Origin of the sequence: Rhodococcus sp. D-46 (assembly GCF_011290655.1) — a bacterium.
Taxonomy (GTDB): domain Bacteria; phylum Actinomycetota; class Actinomycetes; order Mycobacteriales; family Mycobacteriaceae; genus Rhodococcus_F; species Rhodococcus_F qingshengii.
The window spans coordinates 25,731-37,947 of sequence record NZ_JAANTF010000013.1 but is presented as its reverse complement, the minus strand read 5'-3'; the positions used below and the strand labels follow the sequence as shown (position 1 = coordinate 37,947).

The window sequence follows — 12,217 nt, the reverse complement described above, 5'->3', positions numbered from 1 at the left end:
GGCGCCTACTCCGCGATGACAGCGTGCGGGTAGTCCGCCGAACGGTGCTGGAAACGCGTAATGGCGGGATTCACGATGACGCCGTCCCGGATTTCGATGGCGCGGTCGACGGTCTCGTCTGCCTTCCAGGCCGTCTCTCCTGCCATCACAGTGGGCAGGTAGGGAAGAAGTGATTCGCTGATCTCCCACGACGCGGAGTTCCACAAGTATGACGGACTGTGGTCGACACCGTAGTAGGTGATGTTGTCACCGACGATGAAGGTCGGCTCGGCAAACGAGGTGGGGCGAGCCCAACTGAAGCCCATGCCTTCGTCGCACGATACGTCGACGATGAGGCTGCCGGGTTGGAAGTCCATGAGGTCTTCCTCGGTCAGGAACGTCAGTGGGGCGTCCGTGTTCTGCAGTACGCAGTTGACGACGATGTCGTGCTCGGCCAAGAAGCCGGGCACCGGCACGCTGTGGTTGTCGAGCATGACGTGGCTGCCACGGACGTCACCGTTGTTGTTGTCGAACGAGACCATGCGCGCCGAGTGGATGGGGGAGCTGACGGCGGTGACTCCACGCTGGGTGAGGACGTCCACTTCGTGGATACCGTGCGCCTTGAGTGCTGTGACCGCGCCGCGTGCAGTGGCTCCGAAACCGATCACGGCAGCGGTGAGACGCCGGCCGTAGTCACCGGTGGAACCGATCAACTGCAGGGCGTGCAGTACCGAGCAATAACCGGCGAGCTCGTTGTTCTTGTGGAACACATGCAGATTGAACGATCCGTCGCTGTGCCAGAAGTTCATGGCCTCGAAGGCGATGAGAGTCAGTTTCTTGTCGATCGCGATCTGTGTCAGTTCGGTGTCCTGGACACAGTGCGGCCAGCCCCAGAGAACCTGACCTGACCGTAGTTCGGCGAGGTCACGCACCAACGGCTTCGGTAGCAGAACCACATCGGTTTCCGCCAAAATCTGCTTGCGCGTGCGGATTCCGGCAACGAGGCGCGAGAGGTAGTCGTCGGAGTAGCCGAAGGGGTGGCCGTAGCCTTCTTCGAGGTAGATCCGAGAACGTAGTTCGGCATCGATGCGATCGAAATGCGCAGGATGGATCGGCAACCGGCGTTCTGCCGGTTTGCTCGACTGTCCGATGACTCCAAGGGTGCGTGCGTTGTTCAATTGTGTATCTCTCGATAGGAGCAGGTAGAGATGTCAGGCAGGAGCCTGAGGGACTAGCAGAAGCCGCAGGAACGCTGGCAGATTGCCTCGGCCAGGACCGCGTGAAAGCGTGCTGGCTGCGCTGCTGTCGATCGCCGACGGCAACAGAAAGGCGCGTCGGTATGTGCTCAGTCTAGTCCGGAACGGCCCTCGCCCGGTGGCCGGGCGCTGTGTTGTGCTCCGCTGACGTGTGGCTACTGCTCGCGCAGGCGTGAATCCAGTACGGCCAGTTGGATTTTGCTGGCGTCCGCGTGTACCTGACGTCCTTTGTCGGTGACGTCGACGAAGACTCCGCGCCGGTCGGCCTCGCACAGTGCTCGCTGAACCAGTCCGGCCTTCTCGAGACGGGCCACGCTACGGGAGAGCGCGCTGGGACTCAGGTACATCTCCGAGGCAAGCTCCTGCATGCGTGGACGTTCGCACGTGGCGTCCATGAGTCGGTCGAGGGCCTCGAAGTCGCTCATGCTCAGCCCATGCGCCGACTGCATCTGGCGATCGAGTTCGCACGCGATGTCGTTGTAGCTGGTCGACAGCGAGCGCCAGGTGTTGCGCAATTCGGATTCCGACGTCACGACCGCATTCTAGTTGAAGACTCGATTACGTGCAATCGCATTAAATGCTTGTGCATTATGTGCATGTGCATCTATTCTCGCTGACGTGACTTGCACAGACTCGACACTCAAACCATTCGATTCGCCGGAAGCCCCGGTTTCTACGGAATCCTCGGATCCGGCCACAGGGGAGGGCTGGTCCCTCAAGCTGTGGGGCATCCTCGCGGTGCTCTGCCTCGTGTTGTTCCTCGACGGTCTCGATGTGTCGATGGTGGGCGTCGCGCTTCCGTCCATCGGCAATGAACTGGGCCTGTCCACTACCTCGCTGCAGTGGATCATCAACGGCTACGTCCTCGGATTCGGCGGCCTGTTGCTACTCGGTGGACGTACCGCCGATCTTCTCGGGCGCAGGAAGGTCTTCCTGATCGCACTGACCGTGTTCGCAATCGCCTCGCTGGTCGGTGGCCTTGTCGACAACGGAACACTGCTGATCGCATCACGATTCGTGAAGGGATTGGCCGCGGCCTTCACCGCTCCGACCGCAATGTCCATTCTCACCACGACGTTCAAGGAAGGTCCGGCCCGTAACCGTGCGCTGTCGGTGTTCTCCGTGTTCGGCGCCAGTGGTTACTCGTCCGGTCTGATCCTCGGTGGGCTGTTGACCAGTGCCGGTTGGCGATTCACGTTCCTGATGCCGGTTCCGTTTGCCGTCATCGCGCTGATCGGTGGGTACTTCCTCATTCCGCGGGACCGTCCCGCAGATACCGGGGGACACGACCTCGTCGGCGCCGTCACCCTGGTGACGGGAATGCTTCTCACGGTGTACACGATGGTTTCGGCTCCGACCCGTGGATGGGCACACCCGATGACGCTGGGTTCGTTCGCTGTCGCAGCCGTGCTTCTGGCGACGTTCTTCTTCGTGGAGAAGAAGGTGGCGCATCCGCTTGTGCGACTTGGGCTTCTGCGCGTCGGCACCATCGTTCGTGCAAATCTGGCCATCATCGCGCTCTTCGGTTCCTACCTGAGCTTCCAGTTCATGATGACGATCTTCCTGCAGTCGGCCCTCGGCTGGTCGCCCCTGAAGATGGCGATGGCACTGCTGCCCGCGGGCATCATCGTCGCATTCGGATCGCCGTTCGTCGGACGGCTGGTCGACCTGTACGGCAGTGCCAAGCTCATCATCGCGGCACTGACCTCGCTCAGCGTCGGGTACCTCTGGTTCCTCTTCGCGGGCAGCGATTCACCGTCGTACGTCGTGGCGATTCTGCCGAGCGTCATCCTGCTCGGACTCGGATTCGCGCTGGGGTACACCTCGATCATGGCCCAGGCCACCTCGGGTGTCGACGACTCGGAGCAGGGTTTGGCGTCCGGGCTGGTGAACACCTCCGCTCAGGTCGGTGCGGCGCTCGTGCTCGCTCTGACCACTGCCCTCGTGACCGCTGGATCGCACACCGCGTCCGGCGCCGGTACCGCCGGATTCGAGCAGTTCCATCCCGGACTGATCCTGGTTACCGGAGTCGCGCTGGTGGGCTTGGCGATCACCGTCTCGCCGCTGGTACGTGGAAGGTCGCAGCGGGGAAGATCCGTGCGTGAAAGGCGCGCTGAGGAAGAAAAGGAATTGGCCGAGGTCAACTGAATACTTGCTTCATCCGCGAATGCGCTCGGCCGCGTAGGAGACAATCCTGCGCGGCCGAGTTGCTGTGTCTGAACTATCGGGTGGCAGATTTCAGGGCAGCGTCTTTCAGTGCTACGTCGAAGCTCGTCGACGTAGCTTGCGAACCGAGAATCAAGGCAAGGCGCGCCAACATGGCTTCGCGGTCGGACGGATCAGCCTGATCCAGTGCATTCGACAGTGCCAACCAGACGTGTTCGCGGTGGCCCTCGTCGTCGACCACCGCAGTTGTCGCCGACTGTGCCGTATCGAAGTGCGTCGGCGCAGTGCCGGCGGTGAGGTGTTTGGCCACGTCGTTCAATTGCGTGGGATCGCTGATGCGGCACAGCACCAATCCGTCGGGCCGAATCACGAAGATCTCGCCGACACGTGCGCCGAGGGCAGATGCGAGATTGCCTTCGGCATCGGGAACCGTGGAGTCGGTAGTTCCCACGGTGATCACGCGTACGGTTTCCGGTGCAAGGGCCTGAGCAAGGATTTCGGCTTGCGTGTCGAGTTCGGATACCAGCTCAGCTGACAGTCCGAAAGCCAGCAGGCCGAATCCAGTACCGCGCAGACTGTTCAAGGAGGTAGATGAACCGTCCGCCGAGACCTGGACGACTATGTCTTCCAACGGATCGCCGGGTAGTACGCCCTCGGCGCCCGCAGCTGTGGGCCACGTCAGCGGGGAGAGCCGGGCGTGCGTCGCACTCGACTGGCGCGGGTTGATGAGGTGCGCGAATTCGCTTCGCTTGGTGGCGAGTTCGAGTACGGCATCGCGGGTGGTCCGGTAGCCGTGACTTCCCGGCGACATGATGAGCGTCGACTTGCCTGCGTTGTCGACGTTCTGCTGCCACGCGCTGCGACGTTCCTTCGAATACGCGTCGAGGATGGTGGAATCGGCAGCTCCGTTGATGACGGCGGCTAGTTGCCACACCAAGGTCTCGGCGTCTTCCATGCCCGAGTTCAGGCCGCGAACACCGAAGATCGGAACGAGATGCGCGGCGTCGCCGGCAAAAAGCACACGGCCGTGAGTGAAATCTTCCAGAGCGAGTGCGTGGGCGCGGTAGAAGCCGAACCATTCCAGGGTCCAGGGGATGTCGCTCTGGAGCCATTCGAGGTGACGCGTGATGCGGTCACGGATGCGATCTTCTTGCGTCTCCGCTTCCGGATCGTCCGAGGCGTCGAGCTGGTAGTCGATGCGCCAGATGTCCCGTGGTTGGCGATGCATGATGATCGTGGACCCCGGGTTGCTGGGTGCGTCGAACCACACCAGACGCTCGGCCGGGAGTTCCGATTCCCAATGAATGTCGGCAATGACGTAGTTGCCCTCGTAGCTGTTGCCCTGCAAGCGGATTCCGCTGAGTTCGCGCATCTTGCTGCGTCCACCATCGGCGGCAACGACCCACGCCGCGCGCAGTTCGCGGGTTCCGAACGCGGTGTCGACGGTCAGAGTCACCTCGTTGTCACCGACGGAGATGCCGGCGATCGACGACGACCAGTGGAAGTTCACCAGTGGGTGAGCGAGCAGCTTGTCGGTCATGATCTGCTCGAACTCGGATTGCGAGACGTTGACCATGGGTCCACGCGCGTCGTGCTCGGCGGATGCCATGCGGAACTGCAGTACTTCCTGATCGCGGTAGTAACTCCGACCACCCACCCACGGCAGAACGAGGTCTTCGAGCTCGGCACCGAAGCCGAGGCGTTCGGCAACTTCGAGGCTGTGGCGTGACACGCAGATCGCGCGACTGCCGAACGAGACCTGATCGGCCGCTTCGAGAATCGTGACGGCAATGCCGCGCTGCGCCAAGCCCATGGCTACGCCCATGCCGACGGGGCCGGCTCCGACGATCACGACGGGAAGTGCGTCGGCCGAAGGCGCCAGGGAGGCGAAGTCCTCGGGTGCGTACTTCTTCGGATGAAAGTAGGTCGACATGGTCACGAGGCTTTCTGTGCGGCAGTGTTTTTCGGGATCAATTGAGGTTCCGGGAGCAGCAGGATGGAAACCAGGCTGATCACGGCAATGATCACGAAGTACACGGTGATGGCGAACGAGGTGTCGAAGGCGGCGTAGAGCGCGGTGGCGATCATCGGGGCCAGACCGCCGCCGAGGATTGCGCCGATCTGGTAGCCGAGTGACGCTCCGCTGTAGCGGATGTGTGCGGGAAACAATTCGGCGAACAGTGCCGCTTGTGGGCCGGCGCAGCAGCCGAGCGTGAAGCCGAGGGCGATCATCGATACGAGCATCACCGGAACGATCGCTGTGTCGATCAGCGGAAAGAACACCGCTGCCGCCACTACCAGGGTGATCGAACTGCGGATGTAGACGGTCCGGCGTCCGAGAGTGTCCGACTTGTGAGCGCTGAAAGCCATTCCCGCCATCCAGAACGGGCAGGATGCGATGAGAAGGAAGAGCATCGTGGTCTTGCTGAAGCCGAGTTCGGTCTCGCCGTACTTGAGGACGTAGACCATGTACGCGTAGGCAATTCCGTTGGTGGCGATGAAGGTTCCACCGGCGAGGAGCACTGTCTTCCAGTGTCTGGTGAGAACCTCGAGAATCGGCATGGACTCCGCCGGTGCTTCGGACTTCGACGCGGTGAACTCGTCACTTTCCTCGAGGCCGAGTCGGATCCACATCGCAACGCCCACCAGAACTGCGCTGAGCAGGAACGGGATTCGCCATCCCCAGGAGTTGAATGCATCGTCGTCCATGAAGGCGGCGAGGGGGAGATAGACGAGATTGGCCACCAGTACGCCTGCGGGAACACCGATTTGTGGTGCGCTGCCGTACAGCCCCTTCCTGCCCTCCGGTGCGTTTTCGGTGGCGACCAGAACTGCGCCGCCCCACTCGCCGCCGACACCGAGTCCCTGAACGAATCGCAAGGTCACCAGGAGTATGGGGGCAAAGACGCCGATAGCGGCGTAGTTGGGTAGCAGCCCGATGGCAACGGTGGCGCAGCCCATCAGCATCAACGAGGTGACCAACATGGATTTGCGTCCGATGCGGTCGCCGAAGTGGCCCATCACGATTCCGCCGATGGGACGCGCGACGAATCCGACGGCGAGGGTGGCGAAGGCGGCGAGGGTGCCGGCCAGATCGGACGTGCCGGGGAAGAACTGCTTGCCGAGCACGAGTGCGGCGGCGGTGCCGTAGATGAAGAAGTCGTACCACTCGATGGCGGTGCCGACAAAGCTGCCGAGGGCGGCCTTACGCGCCTTGACCGTCGCGGCGGCGCGCGTTGCGGTCGGTGAGGCGATGGAGGTCATGGAGTGCCTTTCGAGATGAATGTGGCTTGAAGAAACAATGACGTGCGCCACAACAATTGAAAAGCGAAAGAATTGGAGGTTCTTGCACGGAAAATACGTGGAACCAGCTCCGCTGCCTGGTAGCGGGACTATTGGGCAGGTTCTGAGGGTGAAACGAATTCTATGAAAGCGCGTGCGACGCGGCTGAGGCGAGTGTTCTGGTGCCAAGCGAGAACTACGTGCACCGACGGCACGGCGGGGGAAGCGATGGTCTTGACGACCACCTCGAGCCCCTCGTACGTGACGTCGATCTTGGGCCGCTGGAGTAGCAGCGTCCAGCCGAGGCCACGGCCGACAAATGCCCTCGCCGTCTCGAAGTTCGCAGTTCTGTAGGCAACCTTCGGGGCGAATCCGCCTGCGCGACAGACGTCGAGCGCGTGTTTGGTGCTCGGCGGCGCGTCGAGGAGAACCATCGGGTGTTCCGCCAGGTCCGGAAGATGGATCGGTCGCTCGGACCGCGCGAGTGGGTGTTCTGCACCCAGGACGATCAAGGGTTCGCGGATGGCCAACGGAACTGTGCGCAATTGTGGAGACAGGTCCAGGTCGTAAGCGATTGCGAGGTCCAACTCGCCGTTCTCGAGATGTGTCTGGAGCCGATTCTGAGTGTCCTCGCGGAACTCCACCTGCGCGTCAGGATTCTCACGGGTGAACACGGCGATCATCGACGGCAACACCGTCGGCCCCAGAGCGGGATAACAGCCGATCGCGATGGGCCCCGACACGCTTCCGCCGGTTCCGAGCGCATCGGATTCGAGTTCCCCGGCTTGCTGAAGTAGCGCCCGGGCGCGCACCAGAACGGATTCACCGGTGCGGGTCAGTTGAATGCCGAATGAGCGACGGCGAACGCACAGTTGAACTTTGAGCGCGCGTTCGAGTTCGGTGAGCGCCGCGGACAGGGCGGAAGGAGAGAGGTGCAGGCGCTCGGCCGCGGCACTGATCGTTCCGGTCTCGGCTACCGCGACAAACGCAGCAAGCTGACGCATCGTGTACGTGGGAGCAGGATCGATGCGAGGCATGAGATCGACAGTAGTCGGGTAGATTTCCCTGAATATCTTGGTGTGGCACCGTGAAGAGGTCGACGATCAATCGCTGACCTGCGTCTTCGTGGTGCCCCCGGCAGGATTCGAACCTGCGACCTTTCGCTCCGGAGGCGAACGCTCTATCCCCTGAGCTACGGGGGCGCACCGAACTTTCGGTGTGCCGATTGGGCTGCGTTAGCGTAGCGCATCACGGGGGGACAAGACCAAACCGGCACCCGTCTCGGCATGGCGTCCTCGCGTGAGGTAGTCGAGGATGCGGCCGGGGACCATGGTCGTCGAATCATCTGTACCGACTGACTCGGATGCTTTTTACGCCTAGGCTCGGCTCTGAGCACAGGCTCGGGCGGACTGCTCGGGCACCCTCGTGAGGTACGGGAGTCGTTGATGACCGATCACCACTATTCCGAAGACCAGCTCGCGCTCGACCTGAAGTGGTGGGCAGCGGCCAACTACCTGACCGTCGCGCAGATCTATCTGAAGGACAACACGCTTCTGCGGGAACCGTTGCGTGCCGAGCACATCAAGCCCCGACTGCTCGGGCACTGGGGGACCAGCCCCGGCTTGTCGATGATCTACACGCTCCTCAATCGGCACATCGTCGCCACCGGCGCAGACTGGCTTTACGTGACCGGTCCCGGGCACGGCGGTCCGGCGCTGGTCGCGTCGACGTATCTCGAGGGAACGTACTCGGAGATCTATCCGGAAGTCTCGGACGACGCCGAGGGCATCCACCGGATGTGTCGGCGATTCTCCGCTCCCGGCGGAGTGCCCAGCCATGTGAGTGTGCAGACACCCGGAAGCATCCACGAAGGCGGCGAGCTCGGCTACGCCCTTGCCCATGCGGCCGGCGCTGCCTTCGATCATCCGAACCTCGTGGTGGCCTGTGTGATCGGCGACGGCGAAGCGGAGACCGGGCCGTTGTCCGGTTCGTGGAAGCTCCCGGCGTTCCTGAATCCACGACGCGACGGCGCGGTGCTGCCGATCCTGCACGTGAACGGTGCCAAGATCGCCGGGCCGACGGTCTACGGACGCAGCAGCGACGAAGACATCCAGGCTTACCTCGGTGGACAGGGGTGGGCGCCGATCGTCGTCTCCGGTGACGACCCCGACGCGGTGTTTCCCCAGCTGTATCAAGCGATCTCGCAGGCGCACGAGAAGATCCGCGAGATGCAGGGTGCCGCACGCCGCGGAGAGGAGTGGACGGGTTCGTGGCCGGCAATCGTGTTGCGGACGCCGAAAGGATGGACCGGTCCACACACCGTCGACGGAATCTTGGTCGAGGGCACACATCGTGCGCACCAGGTGCCGTTGTCCGGCGTGCGAAGCAACGAATCACATCTGCGGCAACTCGAAGAGTGGATGCGGTCGTACCGTCCGGACGAGTTGTTCGACGCCAACGGATCACTCGTCGCGGAACTGGCGGCGCTGTCGCCGACGGGGGACAAGCGCATGGGGAGCACTCCCTACGCGAACGGTGGACGACTTCGCGTCGATCTCCCGATGCCGCCGCTCGAAAAGTATGCGCTTCCCATCCAGTCGCCGGGTTCGACCTTCCACGAGACGACGCGAGTGCTCGGCGAGCTTCTGCGCGACATCTACGCCGCCACGGAAACCGAGGACAGCGGCGGGATCTTCCGACTCTTCTGTCCGGACGAGACGTCGAGCAATCGCCTCGGCGCCGTATTCGAGACAACCGATCGCTGCTGGCAACTGCCGATCACCGACTACGACGACGGGCTGTCCGCGGACGGTCGTGTCATGGAGGTCCTCAGCGAGCACCTCTGCGAGGGATGGCTCGAGGGCTATCTGCTGTCGGGCCGACACGGGATGTTCGCGAGCTACGAAGCATTTGCGATGGTGAGCGTGTCGATGCTCATCCAGCACGCCAAGTGGCTCCAACATGCCGTCGACCTGCCGTGGCGGGCGTCGGTTGCTTCGCTCAACGTGCTGTTGACCAGTACGTGCTGGCGCAACGACCACAACGGATTCAGTCATCAGGGCCCCGGCATGATCGACGCCGTTATTCCCTTGGCACCCAGTGTGATCCGCGTGTGGCTGCCGCCGGATTCCAACACGTTGCTCTCGATCTCGGATCACTGCCTGCGTAGTACCGACCACGTCAACCTGATAGTCGTGGACAAGCAACCGCACCTGCAGTACCTCACGCTCGAGCAAGCGCACGAGCACTGCGCGGCGGGCGCTTCGGTCTGGGAATGGGCCGGAACTGAGGCTCGCGGACAGGAACCGGACGTGGTCCTGGCCGCCGCGGGAGATGTGCCGACGCAGGAGATCCTGGCTGCTGCACAGTTGCTGCGCGATCACACACCCGAACTGATCACCCGCGTCGTCAACGTCGTCGATCTGATGGCCTTGCTGACGCCAACCGAGCATCCCCACGGATTCGGGGAGCGGGTCTTCCTCGATCTGTTCTCCGCGCAGACCGACGTCGTGTTCGCATTCCACGGATACTCGCGTGCCGTGCACGAACTGATTCACGGGCGTCCGAGTCCCGAGCGCTTCCACGTTCGCGGATTCAGTGAACAGGGAACAACCACAACACCGTTCGACATGGTCGTCCTCAACAAGATGAGCCGCTACCACCTGGTGATCGAGGCGCTACGACGCTCCAAGCGTCGGCCGGCCGGGGCGTCCGAGTTGGCGGAGTTCTGCCGCACACAACTCGAAAAGCACTCGCGTTACATCGTCGAGCACCTCGAAGACATGCCGGAAGTAGAAAACTGGACCTGGTCCTGAAATTCAGGACCAGGCCCAGTTGGGTCTGAACATTCTCGGCTCAGTTCAGTTCTGCTCAGTTCATGGGCAGTGGCATTGCGCCGCGAGCTGCCAACATGTCGGTCATCAGCTTGGACTCGCTCTGCTGCGTGTTGACCATCGTCTGCGCCAGGCTGCGCACCGGCCCCTCGGTGGCGTCGGCTGCTGCGTACTCCATCATCGGAAGCCCACCTTCGTGGTGACGAAGCATCAGCTGCAGGAACAAGGTGTCGAGTTGCAGACCTTCCGCTGCGCGGAGAGCCGCAAGGTCGTCGGGGGACGCCATGCCGGGCATGGTGTCGACCGGCCCGGAATGACTCATGTCCATCGTGGCCGAAGTCCCGTGCGATCCATGGCCGGAGCCCGAATCCGACGACATCCACTCCATGTACGGGCCCACCTTGGACAGCGGCTGATCCCACATGGTCAGCCACGCCTGCATCTGACCGAGCTGGTTCTGCTGCGTGGTCAAGATGTCGAACGCCAGCGTGCGTACGTCGTTGTCCGTGGACTTCGTCAGGGCGATGGACGCCATGTCGACGGCCTGGCTGTGATGCACGCTCATGTCCTGCGCGAAGCCCACGTCCACCGAATCCGAAGCCGGAACGGTCAGTGACGACTTCGCATCGGGTCCGAGGAGGTTGGTCAATGCGCCGAGCGCAAAACCGACGGCGATCGCGCCGATCAGACCGATGATCAGCAGTGCGGTGCGCTGACTCGGCTTCGAAGACTGATCGGTGTTCGTCGAACTATCCACCGGCGGGAATCTGTTCGTCGGTGGCCGGGGTAGCGCCCGTGCCGTCCATCTGGATGGCGTCGGCGCCCGGAGGTGTCGGATCGAACGGCGACGTCGACGGAGTGAACAGCGGGTTGGTGCAGCTCGCGCCGACCTCGGGGTAGACGTTCGGGTTCTGGTTCAGCGCAGTGATGAACTGATCGATGCGATCGTCGTCGGCCTTGTCGATCTCGAGGCGATGGCCCCACGACTGCAGAGAAATGGGGCTGCTCTGACCGGGGTACGGCGACATCAGCATGTAGGACTTGCCGTTCACGCGTCCGGCGAGACTGTCGATCTGGTCCTGGTCGACGAGATCGGGGTTGTACGTGATCCAGATGGCGCCGTGCTCGAGCGAGTGGACTGCGTTCTCGGTGCGAATCGGGTCGGCGTACACGGTTCCGGTGCAGTTAGCCCAGGTGGCGTCGTGCGGGCCACCGAACGGCGGGGTCTGGTCGTACGCCACGCGCTGAGTGGAATCGACGTGCTGGCCGGCCGGGTACTCGATCTTGAGGACGCCGTCGATCTTGTCGGACGGATCCTTGTTCTCGGAGCTGTACTTGTACGGCTCGAGGGCCTGCCGCTCCTCGACCTTGGGCCACAGATTGATACCGAGCACGGCGATGAGTGCGAGCACAGCCACACCGGCGCCGATCGACAGCCAGGGGATCTGGCGGGGAGCGGGGACGCCGCCCTTGCCCTTCTTGGCCGGCCGACTGTTCTTGTTGGCGGCCTTGATGGCCTTGGCTGATTTGGCCCCGGAGTTCTTGTTGGGACCGCGACTATCGGAACCGCTTGGCATCGATTGGGCTCTTTCGGTGTGTGGGCTTGAGGTGTGGCGCGCCCGCGCATGAAGGTACGCGGTGGTAGCTCGGGCATTACCACTGTACTTTCCGAGTCTGAGGGCAAACTTTGAGAGTGGCGTG

At 62.7% G+C, this 12,217-nt stretch carries 9 protein-coding genes and 1 tRNA gene; 2 read left to right on the top strand and 8 right to left on the bottom strand.

Annotation, left to right across the window (positions count from 1 at the left end):
- Positions 1 to 5: 5 nt before the first annotated feature.
- Positions 6 to 1,157, bottom strand: a complete 1,152-nt coding sequence (locus G9U53_RS29490; protein WP_003941354.1) for a N(5)-(carboxyethyl)ornithine synthase — start codon at positions 1,155 to 1,157, stop codon at positions 6 to 8.
- 233 nt (positions 1,158 to 1,390) lie between these two features.
- Positions 1,391 to 1,768 carry a MarR family transcriptional regulator gene (locus tag G9U53_RS29485; protein ID WP_003941367.1) on the bottom strand — a complete coding sequence of 126 codons (378 nt, stop codon included), beginning with the start codon at positions 1,766 to 1,768 and terminating at the stop codon, positions 1,391 to 1,393.
- 85 nt (positions 1,769 to 1,853) lie between these two features.
- On the opposite strand from G9U53_RS29485, the gene G9U53_RS29480 reads away from it, so the two are divergent.
- Positions 1,854 to 3,383 carry an MFS transporter gene (locus G9U53_RS29480; RefSeq protein ID WP_165639707.1) on the top strand — a complete coding sequence of 510 codons (1,530 nt, stop codon included), beginning with the start codon at positions 1,854 to 1,856 and terminating at the stop codon, positions 3,381 to 3,383.
- A gap of 73 nt (positions 3,384 to 3,456) precedes the next feature.
- Here the strand turns inward: G9U53_RS29480 and G9U53_RS29475 are convergent, their stop codons facing one another.
- The 4 genes from G9U53_RS29475 to G9U53_RS29460 form a co-directional block, all read right to left on the bottom strand.
- Positions 3,457 to 5,334: an FAD-dependent monooxygenase gene (locus G9U53_RS29475; protein ID WP_165639752.1), complete on the bottom strand. Its 1,878-nt coding sequence runs from the start codon at positions 5,332 to 5,334 to the stop codon at positions 3,457 to 3,459.
- 2 nt (positions 5,335 to 5,336) lie between these two features.
- Positions 5,337 to 6,665: an MFS transporter gene (locus tag G9U53_RS29470; protein ID WP_075833726.1), complete on the bottom strand. Its 1,329-nt coding sequence runs from the start codon at positions 6,663 to 6,665 to the stop codon at positions 5,337 to 5,339.
- 128 nt (positions 6,666 to 6,793) lie between these two features.
- Entirely contained in the window at positions 6,794 to 7,720 is a 927-nt protein-coding gene (locus tag G9U53_RS29465; protein WP_165639706.1) for a LysR substrate-binding domain-containing protein, read from the bottom strand.
- An 89-nt stretch (positions 7,721 to 7,809) separates the two neighbouring features.
- Positions 7,810 to 7,885: transfer RNA gene (locus tag G9U53_RS29460), tRNA-Arg, on the bottom strand.
- 243 nt (positions 7,886 to 8,128) lie between these two features.
- Between G9U53_RS29460 and G9U53_RS29455 the strand changes: the two genes are divergently transcribed.
- The gene (locus tag G9U53_RS29455; RefSeq protein ID WP_003941371.1) at positions 8,129 to 10,498 is read left to right on the top strand and encodes a phosphoketolase family protein; all 2,370 of its coding nucleotides are present in this window, start codon (positions 8,129 to 8,131) and stop codon (positions 10,496 to 10,498) included.
- Positions 10,499 to 10,553: 55 nt separating this feature from the next.
- On the opposite strand, the gene G9U53_RS29450 is transcribed toward G9U53_RS29455, so the two are convergent.
- The gene (locus G9U53_RS29450) at positions 10,554 to 11,273 is read right to left on the bottom strand and encodes a DUF305 domain-containing protein (protein WP_165639705.1); all 720 of its coding nucleotides are present in this window, start codon (positions 11,271 to 11,273) and stop codon (positions 10,554 to 10,556) included.
- On the bottom strand, positions 11,266 to 12,093 hold the full coding sequence (locus G9U53_RS29445) for a DUF3105 domain-containing protein (RefSeq protein WP_003941378.1): 828 nt from the start codon (positions 12,091 to 12,093) through the stop codon (positions 11,266 to 11,268). Before G9U53_RS29445 ends, G9U53_RS29450 begins: the two co-directional genes overlap by 8 nt.
- Between the last annotated feature and the right edge of the window lie 124 nt (positions 12,094 to 12,217).

What these genes read in the sequence shown, in the direction of transcription:
- G9U53_RS29465 (WP_165639706.1), bottom strand. Translation starts at nt 7,720, where the DNA reads ATGCCTCGCATCGATCCTGCTCCCACGTACACGATGCGTCAGCTTGCT.
- G9U53_RS29455 (WP_003941371.1), top strand. Translation starts at nt 8,129, where the DNA reads ATGACCGATCACCACTATTCCGAAGACCAGCTCGCGCTCGACCTGAAG.
- G9U53_RS29475 (WP_165639752.1), bottom strand. Translation starts at nt 5,334, where the DNA reads ATGTCGACCTACTTTCATCCGAAGAAGTACGCACCCGAGGACTTCGCC.
- G9U53_RS29470 (WP_075833726.1), bottom strand. Translation starts at nt 6,665, where the DNA reads ATGACCTCCATCGCCTCACCGACCGCAACGCGCGCCGCCGCGACGGTC.
- G9U53_RS29445 (WP_003941378.1), bottom strand. Translation starts at nt 12,093, where the DNA reads ATGCCAAGCGGTTCCGATAGTCGCGGTCCCAACAAGAACTCCGGGGCC.